17 protein-coding genes and 1 pseudogene are annotated in these 14,628 nt (G+C 74.6%); 11 read left to right on the top strand and 7 right to left on the bottom strand.

Annotation, left to right across the window (positions count from 1 at the left end; translation table 11 throughout):
- Positions 1-3: 3 nt before the first annotated feature.
- The 3 genes from POD19_RS04115 to POD19_RS04125 are packed head-to-tail and all read right to left on the bottom strand — an operon-like array spanning position 4 to position 1,452.
- A complete protein-coding gene (locus tag POD19_RS04115) occupies positions 4-222 on the bottom strand; it encodes a heavy-metal-associated domain-containing protein (RefSeq protein WP_100058589.1) in 219 nt (72 codons plus the stop codon).
- 41 nt (positions 223-263) lie between these two features.
- Positions 264-644 carry a metal-sensitive transcriptional regulator gene (locus POD19_RS04120; protein ID WP_100058590.1) on the bottom strand — a complete coding sequence of 127 codons (381 nt, stop codon included), beginning with the start codon at positions 642-644 and terminating at the stop codon, positions 264-266.
- Positions 645-684: 40 nt separating this feature from the next.
- Positions 685-1,452 (bottom strand): arsenate-mycothiol transferase ArsC, encoded by a 768-nt coding sequence (locus POD19_RS04125; RefSeq protein ID WP_102708756.1) that lies wholly within the window; start codon positions 1,450-1,452, stop codon positions 685-687.
- A gap of 198 nt (positions 1,453-1,650) precedes the next feature.
- Here POD19_RS04125 and POD19_RS04130 point away from each other — a divergent pair, with 198 nt between their 5' ends.
- Positions 1,651-2,895, top strand: coding sequence for an isochorismate synthase (locus tag POD19_RS04130; RefSeq protein WP_102708757.1), 1,245 nt, complete (start codon positions 1,651-1,653; stop codon positions 2,893-2,895).
- A gap of 310 nt (positions 2,896-3,205) precedes the next feature.
- On the opposite strand, the gene POD19_RS04135 is transcribed toward POD19_RS04130, so the two are convergent.
- Entirely contained in the window at positions 3,206-3,478 is a 273-nt protein-coding gene (locus POD19_RS04135) for a three-helix bundle dimerization domain-containing protein (protein WP_223247481.1), read from the bottom strand.
- Between the two features lie 345 nt (positions 3,479-3,823).
- Between POD19_RS04135 and POD19_RS04140 the strand changes: the two genes are divergently transcribed.
- Together POD19_RS04140 and rlmN are read left to right on the top strand one after the other, a co-directional pair.
- Positions 3,824-4,696, top strand: coding sequence for an oxygenase MpaB family protein (locus tag POD19_RS04140; RefSeq protein ID WP_144819168.1), 873 nt, complete (start codon positions 3,824-3,826; stop codon positions 4,694-4,696).
- Positions 4,689-6,086, top strand: a complete 1,398-nt coding sequence (gene rlmN, locus POD19_RS04145; RefSeq protein WP_069941386.1) for a 23S rRNA (adenine(2503)-C(2))-methyltransferase RlmN — start codon at positions 4,689-4,691, stop codon at positions 6,084-6,086. The genes POD19_RS04140 and rlmN overlap by 8 nt, the downstream gene beginning before the upstream one ends.
- Before the next feature lie 75 nt (positions 6,087-6,161).
- On the opposite strand, the gene POD19_RS04150 is transcribed toward rlmN, so the two are convergent.
- Complete coding sequence (locus POD19_RS04150; RefSeq protein ID WP_044659290.1) at positions 6,162-6,644, bottom strand: pyridoxamine 5'-phosphate oxidase family protein; 483 nt, start codon at positions 6,642-6,644, stop codon at positions 6,162-6,164.
- Between the two features lie 96 nt (positions 6,645-6,740).
- Positions 6,741-7,193 carry a type II 3-dehydroquinate dehydratase gene (gene aroQ, locus POD19_RS04155; protein ID WP_100058711.1) on the bottom strand — a complete coding sequence of 151 codons (453 nt, stop codon included), beginning with the start codon at positions 7,191-7,193 and terminating at the stop codon, positions 6,741-6,743.
- 212 nt (positions 7,194-7,405) lie between these two features.
- Between aroQ and trxA the strand changes: the two genes are divergently transcribed.
- A complete protein-coding gene (trxA, locus tag POD19_RS04160) occupies positions 7,406-7,846 on the top strand; it encodes a thioredoxin (RefSeq protein WP_051995255.1) in 441 nt (146 codons plus the stop codon).
- A 30-nt stretch (positions 7,847-7,876) separates the two neighbouring features.
- On the opposite strand, the pseudogene idi reads toward trxA, so the two are convergent.
- Positions 7,877-8,507 (bottom strand): annotated as a pseudogene (gene idi, locus POD19_RS04165) (isopentenyl-diphosphate Delta-isomerase).
- Between the two features lie 146 nt (positions 8,508-8,653).
- On the opposite strand from idi, the gene POD19_RS04170 reads away from it, so the two are divergent.
- From POD19_RS04170 to crtYh, 7 genes are all read left to right on the top strand, one after another.
- The gene (locus POD19_RS04170) at positions 8,654-9,202 is read left to right on the top strand and encodes a hypothetical protein (RefSeq protein ID WP_020626537.1); all 549 of its coding nucleotides are present in this window, start codon (positions 8,654-8,656) and stop codon (positions 9,200-9,202) included.
- Between the two features lie 161 nt (positions 9,203-9,363).
- Positions 9,364-10,440, top strand: coding sequence for a polyprenyl synthetase family protein (locus POD19_RS04175; RefSeq protein WP_010079993.1), 1,077 nt, complete (start codon positions 9,364-9,366; stop codon positions 10,438-10,440).
- Position 10,441: 1 nt separating this feature from the next.
- Positions 10,442-11,338 (top strand): phytoene/squalene synthase family protein, encoded by an 897-nt coding sequence (locus POD19_RS04180; RefSeq protein WP_063189943.1) that lies wholly within the window; start codon positions 10,442-10,444, stop codon positions 11,336-11,338.
- The gene (gene crtI, locus POD19_RS04185; protein WP_101966188.1) at positions 11,335-13,035 is read left to right on the top strand and encodes a phytoene desaturase family protein; all 1,701 of its coding nucleotides are present in this window, start codon (positions 11,335-11,337) and stop codon (positions 13,033-13,035) included. Before POD19_RS04180 ends, crtI begins: the two co-directional genes overlap by 4 nt.
- Positions 13,032-13,916: a prenyltransferase gene (locus POD19_RS04190; protein WP_036384345.1), complete on the top strand. Its 885-nt coding sequence runs from the start codon at positions 13,032-13,034 to the stop codon at positions 13,914-13,916. Before crtI ends, POD19_RS04190 begins: the two co-directional genes overlap by 4 nt.
- Complete coding sequence (gene crtYg, locus POD19_RS04195) at positions 13,886-14,275, top strand: C50 carotenoid gamma-cyclase subunit alpha CrtYg (protein ID WP_036314902.1); 390 nt, start codon at positions 13,886-13,888, stop codon at positions 14,273-14,275. The genes POD19_RS04190 and crtYg overlap by 31 nt, the downstream gene beginning before the upstream one ends.
- On the top strand, positions 14,272-14,628 hold the full coding sequence (gene crtYh / locus POD19_RS04200) for a C50 carotenoid gamma-cyclase subunit beta CrtYh (RefSeq protein ID WP_036384348.1): 357 nt from the start codon (positions 14,272-14,274) through the stop codon (positions 14,626-14,628). The genes crtYg and crtYh overlap by 4 nt, the downstream gene beginning before the upstream one ends.

Below are 14,628 nucleotides of genomic sequence, written 5' to 3' on the forward strand. Positions count from 1 at the left end.
GGGTCAGGCCTCCACCAGCGTGTAGCCGGCCTCCTCGACGGCGGCGCGCGCGGCGGCGGGGTCGAGGGGGCCCTCGGAGGTGACGGTGGCGGTGGACACGCCCCCGGTGTTCAGGTCGACGTCCACGGCGGAGACGCCGGCGATCTCACCGAGCTCCTCCCGGACGGAGGCGACGCAGTGGCCGCAGGTCATGCCGGTGATCTTCAGGTCGGTGGTGGTCATCTCGAACTCCTCGTGCGGTGGTGGGTGGGCGACGGCGCCGGTCAGCGCAGCAGGCGGCCGAGGGCGGCCGTCGCCTCGGCGACCTTCTCGTCGATGAGCTCGGTGCGGCCCTCCGCCTCGGCCTGCACCGCGGCCTCGGCCACGCAGTGACGCAGGTGCTCCGAGGTGAGGTTCAGGCTGAGGGACTGCAGCGCCTTCGTGACGGCGGCGACCTGCGTGAGGATGTCGATGCAGTACACGTCCTCGTCCACCATGCGGTGGAGGCCGCGCACCTGCCCCTCGATGCGGCGCAGTCGCGCCAGGTGCTTCGCCTTGTCCCGGTGGACTTGGTGCGGGGGCCGGTGGCCGTCGCAGGCGTCCGCCGCGGCGGACGGGAGGGGCGAGGCGGCGGCGGGCGCCGTCGTCGTGCTGTCCGTGCTCATACCCCCTGTTCTATACCCCAGGGGGGTATAGGTCAAGGGGTCAGCCGGCGCGGGTGTCCGCGCTCGGCAGCGGGGCGGCGGCGGCTTCCCCCAGATCGGCGATCAGACCGCGGACCTGCAGGTCCAGGGCGTCGCGCACGCCGCGCACCTGCTCGAGGCTCATGCCGCGGATCGACGGCACGGACCAGTTCTGCACCTGTGCGCCCTCGGGGATCTCGAACGGATCCGCGCCGTCGAAGAGCACCACGATCTCGGCGGCCCGGAGCACGTCCGGGTCCAGACCCTTGGTGTACGTGTGGTGCAGCGGGATGCCGATCTCGTTCATCGCCTCGAACGCGGTGGAGATGACCTCGCCGGCGGGCTCCGTGCCGGCCGAGCGGGCCCTGACCTCGCCGTGGGTGCGGTTCTCGAGCAGGGCCGCGGCCATCTGCGAGCGGCCGGCGTTGCCGTGGCAGACGAACAGCACGCGCGGGTGGCGGGACTCGATGCTGCCCTGGTTGATCGCCCTTGCGCGCAGGCGCGAGGCGGCATGCTGCACCGCGGTGGTCGGCAGCATCTCCGGGTGGCGGCTCGTCGCGGCGAGCTCGGCGTAGGAGTCGAACAGGAGCTGACGCACCGTCGCCTCGTCGGCCACGCCGGGGAAGCGCGCCCTCAGCGGCCCGACCTCCCGCTCCAGCACGTGCGCGGCCATCCCGTGCGGCACGGGGTCCACCGCGGCGAGGGTGTCTGGCGCGGCCGGCGTGTCCAGCGGCATGTCGTCCACCGCCGGTGCGTGATCGGCGTGGGGGTCCGGGGGGATGGGGGCCATGGTGCGAGTCCTCCGGGGAAGGCGGTCGGCTGGACGCGAGGTGAACAGGTGCCCCCACCCTGCGACGGCGGGTGTGCCGGCGCAAGCCCTGGCGGGATCCCACCGCGCACGACGACGCCGCTCGCCGCCGTCGTCGGGGTGGCGGCCGAGGCCCGGGCCCGGAGCGGGGGTCCGCCGAGGTGGGAGAGAATGGGGGCCATGTCTGTCCGCTCCCTGCTCCCGGACCTCGGCACCCCCGCGACCGGGACCCCCGAGGCCGCCGTCCCCCCGTTCGCCCGGGCGGTGCTGTGGGCGCACGGGGACGACGCGTGGCGGGGCGAGGGCGGCTGGACCGTGCTCCTGGACGGCACCGACCGGCTCCGCCGGCTCTCCGTGCTGTGGCAGGCCGCCGTCGCCGGGCGACCGGACGCGACGGCCCCGCTGCGGGGCTGGATCTCCTCGACCTTCGCCGACGACTCGCCCGAGCCCGCGGTCCTGCGCATCCCCGCGGATCTGCGCCGCGCCACGCCGTCCGGCGTGCGGGACGTGGCCCAGCACGTGGACGCGGACGCGCTCGCAGCCGCCGTCGCCGCGGACGGTGCAGCCCGGCTGCTGGCCGACGGTGCGGTGCCCCTGCCCGCCGACGTCGCCGACCGCGCCTGGGACGACGCCGGCTACGCGGCCGGCGTGCGGGAGCTGCTGACGCGGATGGCCGACTCGGGCGGGGAGCTGGCGAAGGTCGTGATCAGCCGCACGATGACCGTCCCCGCGGACGACGCCGACCTGTGGCGAGCGATCGGGGCCCTGCGCCGCGAGTACCCGCAGACGTGGGTGTTCGCCGTCGGCGGGCTGCTGGGCGCTACGCCCGAGGTCCTCGCCACGCGGCACGCGGGGCTCGTGGGCTCGCGGGTGCTGGCGGGGTCCATGCCGCGCGGCGCGGACGAGGAGGAGGACGCCGCGCTGCGGGAGCGGCTGGCCTCTGATCCGCGGTTGGCGGAGGAGCATCGCTGGGCGGCGCGGTCGGTGCTGGACGCGCTGGCGCCCGTCGTCGACCTCGCCGACGACGACCCCGCACCCACCGTCCTGACCCTGCCGAACGTGCACCACCTGGCCACGTCCGTGCGCGGTCGGCTGCGGGACGGGCGGGGGACCGTGCTGGACGTGGTGGCCGCGCTGCATCCGACGGCGGCCGTCGGCGGGACCCCCACGCCGGACGCGGTGCGGGTGATCGCGGAGGTCGAGCCCGTGGACCGCGGACGCTATGCGGGTCCGGTCGGGTGGCTGGACCAGGACGGCGACGGCGAGATCGCCCTGGCACTGCGCTGCGGCCAGCAGGTGCCCGGCGGGGTGCGGCTGCAGGCCGGGGGCGGGATGGTCCCGGGAGCGGTGCCCGAGGAGGAGGTCACGGAGATCCGGGCCAAGTTCCTGCCGATGCGCCGAGCGCTGGGCGTCGCCGAGGACTGAGGTCTCCCGCGCTTTCGTTCGGGAAACGGCGGCGTGTCGCGGTGCTTTCGTGTGGGAAACGGCGCCGCACGCCGGATTCGCGTGAGCGGCGATGGAACGGCGCCCCGGAGCGGACGTGCCGGTCGACCTCGTCAGCAAGGAGCGGTGACGCCGTTTCTCGAACGAAAGCGTCCTGGGGCCCGCCGTTTCCAGAACGAAAGCGTCCTGGGGCCCGCCGTTTCCCGAACGAAAGCGTCTGGGACGCGAGAAGACCCGCCGGCCACGGCCCCTCGCGGGGCGGGCCGACGGGTCTTCGCGTCGGTGTGGGGGATCAGGCGGCGACGGCCATGGCCTCGTGGGCCGGCGTCGTGGCCTGGAGGCGGCGGGTGGCCTCGCGCTCGGCGAGGGCCGGCAGGAAGGTGGTGATGCGGGCGCCGCGCTTGAGGTCGGCGACGACCTCGCGGACGACCGAGCGGACGGTCTCGGCGGTGACGGTGCCCTCGAAGCGGCGGAGGAGGGTCTCCTCGACGCGCTGGAGCACGTGGCGCTGCATGAGGGGGCTCGGGGCGGTGGGCAGGTGGTGGCTGGTCGTGTTGATGCTCACGGTGAGCACCTCCTTCGGTTGCCGGACCACGAGTCCGGCGGATCGTCGCGGCGGGGCCGCGGGTGATGAGTTCGGTGGAGTCCCGACCTCGCGTTCCGTAAACGCTAGGTGAACTGCTTGTGAACAAGTTTACAGATTTCCTCCCAGAGTGCAACTCCGTGTTCACCAACGTGACCTGAGGCACTCCGCCACACATGCCTGGATGGCGCAAAATCAGCGCAATCATGCGGTTTTCGGATCGAGGTGCCACGAGCGGCAGGCGAACAGCAGGATGAACAGAAGGTGAACGGCACCGTTCATCTCGGCCCCCTGCCCCTCCGCCCGGCCCGGTGCGAGGCTGGGACCATGCGCCCCGACCGCCACTCCGCCCCGACCTCCGCGGCCGCCCTCGCCCGCGAGGCCGTGATCCTCGCCGGCGCCGGTGCGGCGATCCTGCTCCAGGTGGCGCACCGGCCGGTGGGGGCCGGCGTCGCCGTCCACTCCCGGTTCACCGAGGACCCGATGCGCCGGCTCCGCCACACGCTCGCCTACATCTACGCGGTCACCCTCCCCGAGGCCGCGCCGGCGCGCGACGCGGTCGTCGACCGGGTGCGGGCGGCGCACCGCCCGGTCCGCGGGGTCGACGCCGAAGGCCAGCCCTACGACGCCGCCGACCCGGACGCCCAGCTCTGGGTGGCCGCCACCCTCTACGCGATGGGGGAGCAGGTGCGCCGCCGGATGTGGGGCGCCCTCGACGCCGAGGACGCCGACCGCCTCTACCGCGGGTACGCCCCGCTCGCCACGAGCCTCGGGGTCCCCGCCTCCGCCTGGCCGGTCGACCGCGCGGCGTTCGCGGACTACTGGGACGACCGGGTGGCCCGGCTCGAGGTCACGGACGACGCGCGGCGGGTCGCCGCCGACCTGTTCTCCGGCCATGGCGTCCCCGCGCCGCTGCGAGCGGCTATGCCCCTGGCCCGGTTCGTCACCGCCGGTCTCCTCCCGGGGCGCGTGCGCGCCGGCCTCGGCTGGTCCTGGAGCGGGCGGGACTCCGTCCGGGAGGCACGCCTCTGGGGGCTGGCGCGCACCGTGTACCGGCCGCTGCCGGCGACGGTGCGCGGCGTCGTCGTGGGCTGGGCCCTGCGCGGGCTGTCCCGGATGCCGGAGCCGCGCGGCGCCGTCGTCGCGGAGGCGACCCGCCGCGATGTCCGCCCCGTCTGGGAGAATGGTGCCGATGTCTGACTACCAGCCCCGCCGCCCCGGATCGAAGCCCACCCCGAACCGCCAGAGGGACCGCGCCGGCAAGCCGGCCCTCGGCCGCCCCGAGCGCGGCCTGATCGACGAGTCCGAGGCGCGCCAGCTCGCCGAGGACCGGGAGCGCATGCGCCGCGCCGGCGTCGGCCACCAGCTCTCCGCGCCCAAGCGCCGCGAGGCCGCCACCGCCGAGCGCCCCCAGGTGATGCCGAAGACCGAGGGCTGGACCCAGCCGATGGGCCCGGACGGCCGACCGCAGCTGCAGTTCAAGCAGCCGCGCGTCTCCCAGCCGCCCACGCACCTGGCCGACCTCACGCTGAAGGAGCGGCAGGAGAAGGCCAAGGAGATCGGGCTGCCGGCGTTCCGCGCCAAGCAGCTCTCGGTGCACTACTTCGAGCACTACACCACCGATCCGGAGCAGATGACGGACCTGCCCAAGGACAAGCGGGAGGCGATCGCGGAGGCGTTCTTCCCGCCGCTGCTCACCGAGGTCCGGCGCATGGAGACCGACCGCGGGGACACCATCAAGTTCCTGTGGCGGCTGTTCGACGGCGCGCTCGTGGAGTCCGTGCTGATGCGGTATCCCGGCCGCGTGACGCTGTGCGTGTCCAGCCAGGCCGGCTGCGGGATGAACTGCCCGTTCTGCGCCACGGGCCAGGCCGGGCTGACCCGCAACATGTCCACGGCGGAGATCGTGGAGCAGATCGTGCTGGCCAACCAGGTGATCGCCCAGGGCGGACTGGGCGGCAAGCGCAAGGATGGCGGGCACGACGCCGACCGCGTCACCAACGTCGTGTTCATGGGCATGGGTGAGCCCCTGGCCAACTACAAGCGCGTGATGGCCGCCGTGCACCGCATGGTGGACCCCTCGCCTGAGGGCCTGGGCATGTCCGCGCGGAACATCACGCTGTCCACCGTCGGCCTGGTGCCGGCCATCCGGAAGCTGGCCGAGGAGGGCGTGCCGCTGACGTTCGCGCTGTCCCTGCATGCGCCGGACGACGAGCTGCGCGACGAGCTGATCCCCGTGAACTCACGCTGGAAGGCGGACGAGGCGATCGACGCCGCGTACGACTACTTCGTGGCCACCGGGCGCAGGGTGTCCATCGAGTACGCGCTCATCAAGGACATGAATGACCACGCGTGGCGCGCCGACCTGCTGGCCAAGAAGCTCAACGCCCGGGGCAAGGGCTGGGTGCACGTGAACCCGATCCCGCTGAACCCGACGCCGGGCTCCATCTGGACCGCCTCGGAGAAGGACGTGACGCGCGAGTTCGTGGACCGGCTCAACGCCGCCGGCATCCCCACCACCCTGCGCGACACCCGTGGCAAGGAGATCGACGGCGCATGCGGCCAGCTGGCGGCCGAGGACGTCGACTGACCTGCCGAGGCCCCGCGCGCGGCGCCCACCGGCCCGTCCTCGGGCAAGCCGCGGGGCCGGCGTCGGGGAGCGCCGTCAGAAGCGGACGGTCTCGCTGTCGCCCGGCTCGGCGGTCCCGCCGGTGACCTTGGCCTTGACCAGCTCGACGGCGGTGGCCACCGCGCCCGGGGACTCCCAGAACTGGGCGGTCTGCACGTCCACGCGCACGAGCACGATCTGCGGATCCTCGGGGCTCGAGCCCTCACCGAAGAAGGCCTCGGTGGCCGGGTTCCAGAACTCCTTCTTGCGCGCGTCGTCGCGGACGAGCTGACCGTGGCCCGCGAGGGAGGCCCAGAAGTCCTTGTCCTGCACGGCGACGTTGACCGGGCGCTGCGGAGCGTCCGCGGCGACGTCGGAGGTGGCGCGCGTGAGGAACCAGAGCGTGCCGCCGTCCTCGGCCTGTTGCAGGCCCATCGGGCGGGTGACGAGCGTGCCGTCCCGCTCAGCGGTGGTCAGCATGCAGACGTTCACCTTCGCGAGCTTCTCGAGCAGACGGGCGCGGGGATCCTGGGTGCCCATGGCGTGACTCCTTCGTCGTCGGGTGCCGGCGCCCTGATGTGGCCACCGGCTCGTACCACCGACCCTAGGCACGGCCAGGCGGGTCCTGACCAGCGCTCAGCCGCGCACAGCCGCGGCGAGCCAGTCGACGGCGAGGGCGTAGCCCTGGACTCCCGCCCCGGCGATCACGACGTCGGCGACGGCGGAGACGTGCGAGTGGTGCCGGAACGCCTCGCGCCGGTGGACGTTGGAGATGTGCACCTCGGCGATCGGCCGGTCGACGGCGGCGAGGGCGTCCCGGATGGCGATGGAGGTGTGCGAGTACGCGGCGGGGTTGATGAGGACGCCCGCGTGGGAGGTGCGGGCCTCCTGGATCCAGTCGATGAGCTCGCCCTCGTGGTTGGACTGTCGGAAGTCCACGGTCAGCCCGTGCTCGGCCGCGCGGGCCTCGGTGAGCGCACGGACGTCGTCGAGGGTGGCCGTGCCGTAGACCTCGGGCTCGCGGGTGCCGAGCAGGTTCAGGTTGGGGCCGTTGAGCACGAGCAGGGGCAGGGCGGGAGTGGCGGTCATGCGGTCAGTCTAGGAAGCGGCGACGACGGCTCCCGTCTCGGCCACGACAGTGCGTGCAAGGCGCCCGTTTCCCGAACGAAAGTGCCGGGACACGCCGCCGTTTCCCGAACGAAAGTGGGGTGGGGCGGAATAGGTGCGGCGGGGTGTCCGTTGTGGTCGGCAGGACGATCGCCGGCGTGAGCGCGTCGGCCCCGCTGACGAAAGGACCCACCGTGGCCACCAAGGACCTGACCCTCGAGGAGTTCGGCTCCACCGTCGCCGAGAACGACACCGTGCTCGTGGACTTCTGGGCCGGCTGGTGCGGCCCGTGCCGCCAGTTCGCCCCCGTGTTCGAGGCCGCCTCGGAGAAGCACGACGACGTCGTGTTCGCCAAGGTCGACACGGAGGACCAGCAGCAGCTGGCGGCGATGGCCGGCATCACCTCCATCCCCACGCTCATGGCCTTCCGCGGCGGCGTGCTCGTGTTCTCCCAGGCCGGCGCCCTGCCGGGCACCGCGCTCGAGCAGCTGCTCGACCAGGTCAAGGGCCTCGACATCGCAGAGGTCCGCCGCCTGGCCGAGGAGCAGCAGGGCCAGCAGGGCGACGCCGAGCCGGGGCAGGACGAGGCCGTGCAGTCCACCGCCGCCCACCTCGACGACGTCAACGGCCGCTGACGGCCCGCGCGGCGTCGCCGCGCCGGCCGCTCACCGCGGGTCGAACGCCCCCTGCTGCCACTGCTCCACGAGCCACGGGCTGAACGCCCGGGGGACGGCGGCCAGGGCGGCGGCCAGATCGGCCGGCTCCACCCAGCACCACTCCGCGACCTCGTCCCGCTCCGGGGCGGGGTCGCCGTGCATCCGGGCCCGGAACACCGGGCAGATCTCGTGCTCCTCCATGCCGGAGGCGTCCGCGGCCCGGTAGCGGAAGTCGGGGAGCACCTCGACGACGTCGGACACCTCCACGCCCAGCTCCTGCGGGGCGCGGCGCAGCACGGCCTCCGCGCGGGGACTCGCCGGGGCCGGGGTGCCCGCAGAACCCGTTGGTCCACACCCCGGGGAACGCCGCCTTGCCCAGCGCCCGGCGGGTGAGCAGGAACCGGCCGGCCTCGTCGTACACGTGACAGGAGAAGGCCAGGTGCAGGGGCGTGCCGCCGTCCTCGGTGCGGCGGTGGACCGTGGCCTTGGCCTCCGTGCCCACGGCCTCGCCCGCCGGGGACAGCAGGACCACGCGCTCGACGTCGTCGGGTCCTGCGACCGGGACGTCCGCGACCGCCATCCACGGTCGGGCGAGGGGGGAGGGGCGGTCGTGCGGGGAGGGCGTGGCCGGGGTCTGCATGCCTCTCAGTGTGGCAGGCGAGCCGGGCCGCCCATCAGATGTGGGCCACGTCACCTCCGCCCGATCCCGACGGCCGGGCGTGGCTAGAGTGCTGAGGTCGGCGCCACACCCCGGCGCGTCCCACGTCACTCGAGGAGAGCACCCCCATGGCCTTCGCCGCCCTGTCCCGTTCCGCCCGTCTTGCCGGCCTGTCCGCTGCCGCGCTGCTGGCCCTCACCGCGTGCGGCGGTCAGGACTCGTCCGACGCCGACGCGTCCGCCTCGACGACGGCGCCCGCCTCCGCGTCCGCGCAGGGTGCGGAGTCGTCGTCCGCCTCGGCGTCGTCGCTGTCCGCGGCCCCGGCCGACTACGAGGCCGGCACGTGCTTCACCGCCCCGCTCGGCGCCCGTGACCTGTCCTCCTTCGAGACCACCGACTGCGAGGGCGCCCACACCGCGGAGTACCTGTGGGCCGTGCCGGCCGTGGCCGAGGGCGAGGAGGCCGACCCGGCCGCCGCCCAGACCTGCACCGCCCAGGCCCAGCGCCTGAGCGAGGAGAAGGAGGACCAGCTGAACGGGGCCGTCCTGACCTCCTCCGAGCTGGGCAACTACGGCACCGACGAGAAGCACTGCGTCGTGTACGGGGTCTCCGGTGAGTGGGAGGGTCAGATCGTGGACCCGGAGATCACCCTGGAGACGGCGTCCGCCGACGCCTGATCCCGACGGCGGCCCCGTGCGTCGTGAGATCGCGCCGCCCGGGACCGCCGCGCATGGACGCGGGACCGGCGCGGCCCGTAGTGTCTTCTGCGTCCAGAAGTTAGACGGTCGAACAGATGCGGCGGTCGGTGCCGCGTCGTGTCCGCCACCGAGGAGGCGCCATGGGTGAAGCGAGGACGGGCGGCGAGGCCGCGCTCTCCGGGGTGACCGCCGAGCTGGACGCCGCGCTCCGACATGCCGCGGCCCAGGCACCCGGATCCGCCGCCTTCGCCGAGCTGCTCGACTCGCTCCACGTCCATGTGGGCGCCGGCAAGCTCATCCGCCCCCGTCTCGTCGAGCTCGGCTGGCGCCTGGCGACCGCCGACCCGGTCCCTCCGTCCGGCCGCGCTGCCGTCGACCGACTCGGGGCCGCCTTCGAACTGCTGCACACCGCGCTGCTCGTCCACGACGACGTCATCGATCGGGACGTGCTGCGGCGCGGCCAGCCCGCCGTGCACGCCTCCGCCCGGCACCGCCTCGAGGCCCGCGGGGTGCCCGCCGCGGACGCCGCCCACGCCGGGGTCGCCGTCGCCCTCATCGCGGGGGACGTCCTGCTCACCCAGGCGTTCCGGCTCGCCGCCACCTGTGCCGCCGACACCGCCCGGGCCGCCGAGGCCGCCGCCGTCGTCTTCGACGCCGCCGCCGTGACCGCGGCCGGCGAGCTCGAAGACGTGCTCCTGGGGCTGTCCCGCCACACCGGTGAGGAGCCCGATCCCGACCGCATCCTCGCCATGCAACGGCTCAAGACGGCGCACTACACGGTCGGCGCGCCCCTGCGCGCCGGCGCCCTCCTGGCCGGGGCGGATCCCGACCTCGCCCGGGCGATGGGCGAGGCCGGCGCCGACCTCGGCGCCGCCTACCAGGTGATCGACGACGTCCTCGGCGTGTTCGGCGATCCCGGGGAGACCGGCAAGTCCGCCGACGGCGACCTGCGCGAGGGCAAGGCCACCGTGCTCACCGCCCACGGCCGCCGCATCCCCGCCGTCCGCGCCCTGCTCGACGCGGGCCCGGCCACCCCCGCGGACATCGAGGCCGCCCGCCGCGCCCTCGAGGCGGCCGGTGCCCGGGAGCACGCCCTCGACGTCGCCGCCGAGCTCACCGTCCGCGCCCGCGAGCGCATCGCGGCCCTGCCCCTGGACGAGACGGTCCGGGCGGAGTTCGCCGACGCCTGCCACGCCGTGCTGACCCGGAGGTCCTGAGATGGCCGCGCCCACCCCGAGCCCTGCCGCGCTGTACACGCGGACGGCCCACGCCGCAGCGGCCCAGGTGATCCGCCGCTACTCCACGTCCTTCTCCTGGGCCTGCCGCACCCTGCCCCGGCAGGCACGCCAGGACGTGGCCACGATCTACGCCATGGTCCGCGTCGCCGACGAGGTGGTCGACGGCGTCGCGGTGGCCGCCGGGCTCGACGAGGCCGGGGTCCGCGCCGCCCTGGACGACTACGAGCGGGCGTGTGAGGCCGCGATGGCGTCGGGCTTCGCCACCGACCCGGTCCTGCACGCCTTCGCCGACGTGGCCCGTCGCCACGGCATCACCCCGGAGCTGACCCGTCCCTTCTTCGCCTCCATGCGCGCGGACCTGGGGATCCGCGAGCACGGCGCCGAGTCGCTGGACGCCTACATCCACGGCTCGGCCGAGGTGGTGGGGCTGATGTGCCTGCAGGTCTTCCTCTCCCTCCCCGGCACGCGGGCCCGGACCCCGGGCCAGCGGCAGGAGCTGCGCGCGCAGGCCTCCCGGCTGGGGGCGGCGTTCCAGAAGGTCAACTTCCTCAGGGACCTGGCCGCGGACCACCACGAGCTGGGCCGCACCTACCTGCCCGGTGCCGCACCGGGCGTGCTCACCGAGGCCCGCAAGGCCGAGCTCGTGGCCGAGGTCCGCGCCGACCTCGACGCCGCCCTGCCCGGCATCCGTGTCCTGGACCCCGGGGCCGGGCGCGCCGTGGCCCTGGCGCACGGACTGTTCGCGGCCCTGGTGGACCGGATCGAGGCGACCCCGGCGGCCGAGCTGGCCCACCGCCGTGTCCGGGTGCCGGACCATCAGAAGGCCCGGATCGCCGCCCGCGTCCTGGCACGGGGCCGCCGGGGAGGCCGCCGATGAGCGCCCGGGACACCGCTCTCGGCCCGCGCACCGTGGTGGTGGGCGGCGGGTTCGCCGGACTGGCCACGGCGGGCCTGTTGGCCCGCGACGGGCACCGGGTGACGCTGCTGGAGCGCGGCGCCGTCTTGGGCGGCCGTGCCGGACGCTGGTCTGAGGCGGGGTTCACCTTCGATACCGGGCCCTCCTGGTACCTGATGCCCGAGGTGATCGACCGCTGGTTCCGCCTCATGGGGACCTCCGCCGCCGAACGGCTGGACCTGCGCCGTCTGGACCCCGGCTACCGGGTGTACTTCGAGGGGCACCTCCACGAGCCCCCCGTGGACGTGCGCACCGGCCACGCGGAGACGCTGTTCGAGTCCCTCGAGCCCGGCGCCGGGCGCCGGCTGCGGGCCTACCTCGACTCCGCGTCCCGGATCTACGGGCTCGCCAAGGAGCACTTCCTCTACACGGACTTCCGCCGGCCGGCCGCCCTGGCCCACCCGGACGTCCTGCGCGCCCTGCCGGCCCTCGGGCCCCAGCTGCTGGGGGGCCTGCGCTCCCACGTGGCGGCCCGCTTCCAGGATCCCCGGCTGCGCCAGATCCTGGGCTACCCGGCGGTCTTCCTCGGCACGTCCCCCGACCGTGCCCCCGCCATGTACCACCTGATGTCCCATCTGGACCTCGCCGACGGCGTGCAGTACCCCCTCGGCGGGTTCGCGGCCCTCGTGGACGCCATGGCGGAGGTCGTGCGCGAGGCCGGCGTGGAGATCCGCACCGGGGTCGAGGCGACCGCCGTCGAGGTGGTGGACCGTCCCGCCCCCGCCGGCCGCCTCGGACGCCTGGCCGCCCGCCTGCCCAGGCCGGGAGCAGCCCGCGGGGACGAGGGCCGACGTCGCCGCCCGGGCCAGGTGACCGGCGTCGCCTGGCGGTCCGACGACGGCGCCGCGGGACGCCTCGACGCCGATGTGGTGGTGGCCGCCGCGGACCTGCACCACGTGCAGACCCGTCTGCTGCCTCCCGGCCGGCGCGTCGCGGAGTCCACGTGGGACCGGCGCGACCCCGGCCCCTCCGGCGTGCTCGTGTGCGTGGGGGTGCGCGGATCCCTGCCCCAGCTGGCCCATCACACCCTGCTGTTCACGGCGGACTGGGAGGACAACTTCGGGCGCATCGAGCGGGGAGAGGACCTCGCCGCGGACACGTCGATCTACGTCTCGCGCACCTCCGCCACGGACCCGGGCGTGGCCCCGGAGGGCGACGAGAACCTCTTCATCCTCGTCCCGGCCCCCGCCGAGCCGGGGTGGGGGCGCGGCGGCATCCGGGTCCGTGACGGCGAGGGCTGGCGGGTGGACCGCGCCGGGGACGCCCAGGTGGAGGCCGTGGCGGACCGGGCCCTCGACCAGCTGGCCCGCTGGGCCGGGATCCCGGACCTGGCCGAGCGCATCGTGGTGCGGCGCACCTACGGGCCCGGTGACTTCGCCGCGGACGTGCACGCCTGGCGGGGTTCGCTGCTGGGCCCCGGGCACACGCTGGCGCAGTCGGCCATGTTCCGTCCCTCGGTGCGGGACGCGGACGTGGCCGGCCTGATGTACGCGGGCTCCTCGGTGCGCCCGGGCATCGGGGTGCCCATGTGCCTGATCTCCGCCGAAGTGGTCCGGGACGAACTGCGCCACGACGCGCGCAGGGCCCGGCCCGCGGGCCCCGGGGGGAGCGGCGCATGATCCGCACCCTCTTCTGGGCGTCCCGGCCGGTCAGCTGGGTGAACACGGCCTACCCGTTCGCCGCCGCCGCGATCCTGACCGGGGGGCTGCCCGCGTGGCTGGTGGTCCTGGGCGTCGTGTTCTTCCTCGTGCCCTACAACCTGGCCATGTACGGCATCAATGACGTGTTCGATTTCGCCTCGGACCTGCGCAACCCCCGCAAGGGGGGCGTGGAGGGCTCCGTGCTGGGCGACCCCGCGGTGCGCCGCCGGGTGCTGGCGTGGTCGGTGCTGCTGCCCGTGCCGTTCGTGGCCGTGCTCGCGGGCTGGTCCGCCGTGCGGGGCGAGTGGGCCGCCGTGCTGGTGCTGGCGGTGAGCCTGTTCGCGGTGGTGGCGTACTCCTGGGCGGGGCTGCGGTTCAAGGAGCGGCCCTTCCTGGACGCCGCGACCTCCGCCACCCACTTCGTCTCCCCCGCGGTCTACGGCCTCGTGCTCGCCGGGGCGACCCCCACGCCCGCCCTGGCGGCGCTGCTGGGGGCGTTCTTCCTGTGGGGCATGGCCTCGCAGATGTTCGGGGCGGTGCAGGACGTGGTGCCGGACCGGGAGGGGGGCCTGGCCTCGGTGGCCACCGTGCTGGGCGCTCGGCGCACCGTCCTGCTCGCCGCCGGCCTGTACGCGGCGGCGGGCCTGCTGCTGCTGGCCACCGACCCGCCGGGCCCGCTTGCGGCGCTGCTGGCCGTGCCCTACGTGGTGAACACCCTGCGCTTCCGCCGCGTCACGGACGCCACCTCGGGCGCGGCCCACCGCGGCTGGCAGCTGTTCCTCCCCCTGAACTACGTGACCGGCTTCCTCGTGACCCTGCTGCTGATCGGGTGGGCGCTGACCCGGGGGGCGGCGGCATGATCTACCTGCTGGCCCTGCTGGGTGTCATCGGCTGCATGCTGCTGGTGGACCGGCGCTTCGAGCTGTTCCTGTGGCATCGCCCGCTCCCGGCGCTGCTGGTGCTGGCCGCCGGGGTGGCCTACTTCTTCGCCTGGGACCTGTGGGGGATCGCCGAAGGCGTGTTCCTGCACCGGCAGTCGCCCTACATGACCGGGGTGATGCTCGCCCCCCAGCTGCCCCTGGAGGAGGGGTTCTTCCTGCTCTTCCTCAGCCAGATCACGATGGTGCTGTTCACCGGGGCGCTGCGCCTGCTGCGCGGCCGGCGAGGTGACGCCCGTGCCGCGACGCCGGCCGATCCGACCGACGGGGGCAGCCGGTGACCTTCCTCGACCTCGTCCTCGTCTTCGTGGGCTTCGCCCTGGCCGTGCTCGTGGGCGCCGCCCTCGTCGGCCGCGTGCGGGGCGAGCACCTGCGGGCCGTGGCGGCCACCCTGGTGGCCCTGTGGGCCCTCACGGCGGTCTTCGACAACGTGATGATCGCCGCGGGGCTCTTCGACTACGGCCGTGAGCTGCTGGTGGGTGCCTACGTGGGCCAGGCGCCCGTGGAGGACTTCGCCTACCCGCTCGGCTCCGCCCTGCTGCTGCCGGCGCTCTGGCTGCTGCTGACGAGCCGTGGTCGTGCCGGTCGGCGCGGCCCTCGGCCGGGACGCCGCCCCCACCCGGACGATCGCTGA

This window comes from Micrococcus sp. GPGPB33, from assembly GCF_037853785.1.
Classification (GTDB): domain Bacteria; phylum Actinomycetota; class Actinomycetes; order Actinomycetales; family Micrococcaceae; genus Micrococcus; species Micrococcus luteus.

What these genes read in the sequence shown, in the direction of transcription:
- POD19_RS04115 (WP_100058589.1), bottom strand. Translation starts at nt 222, where the DNA reads ATGACCACCACCGACCTGAAGATCACCGGCATGACCTGCGGCCACTGC.
- POD19_RS04120 (WP_100058590.1), bottom strand. Translation starts at nt 644, where the DNA reads ATGAGCACGGACAGCACGACGACGGCGCCCGCCGCCGCCTCGCCCCTC.
- POD19_RS04125 (WP_102708756.1), bottom strand. Translation starts at nt 1,452, where the DNA reads ATGGCCCCCATCCCCCCGGACCCCCACGCCGATCACGCACCGGCGGTG.
- POD19_RS04130 (WP_102708757.1), top strand. Translation starts at nt 1,651, where the DNA reads ATGTCTGTCCGCTCCCTGCTCCCGGACCTCGGCACCCCCGCGACCGGG.
- POD19_RS04140 (WP_144819168.1), top strand. Translation starts at nt 3,824, where the DNA reads ATGCGCCCCGACCGCCACTCCGCCCCGACCTCCGCGGCCGCCCTCGCC.
- rlmN (WP_069941386.1), top strand. Translation starts at nt 4,689, where the DNA reads ATGTCTGACTACCAGCCCCGCCGCCCCGGATCGAAGCCCACCCCGAAC.
- POD19_RS04150 (WP_044659290.1), bottom strand. Translation starts at nt 6,644, where the DNA reads ATGGGCACCCAGGATCCCCGCGCCCGTCTGCTCGAGAAGCTCGCGAAG.
- aroQ (WP_100058711.1), bottom strand. Translation starts at nt 7,193, where the DNA reads ATGACCGCCACTCCCGCCCTGCCCCTGCTCGTGCTCAACGGCCCCAAC.
- POD19_RS04170 (WP_020626537.1), top strand. Translation starts at nt 8,654, where the DNA reads ATGGCCTTCGCCGCCCTGTCCCGTTCCGCCCGTCTTGCCGGCCTGTCC.
- POD19_RS04175 (WP_010079993.1), top strand. Translation starts at nt 9,364, where the DNA reads ATGGGTGAAGCGAGGACGGGCGGCGAGGCCGCGCTCTCCGGGGTGACC.
- POD19_RS04180 (WP_063189943.1), top strand. Translation starts at nt 10,442, where the DNA reads ATGGCCGCGCCCACCCCGAGCCCTGCCGCGCTGTACACGCGGACGGCC.
- crtI (WP_101966188.1), top strand. Translation starts at nt 11,335, where the DNA reads ATGAGCGCCCGGGACACCGCTCTCGGCCCGCGCACCGTGGTGGTGGGC.
- POD19_RS04190 (WP_036384345.1), top strand. Translation starts at nt 13,032, where the DNA reads ATGATCCGCACCCTCTTCTGGGCGTCCCGGCCGGTCAGCTGGGTGAAC.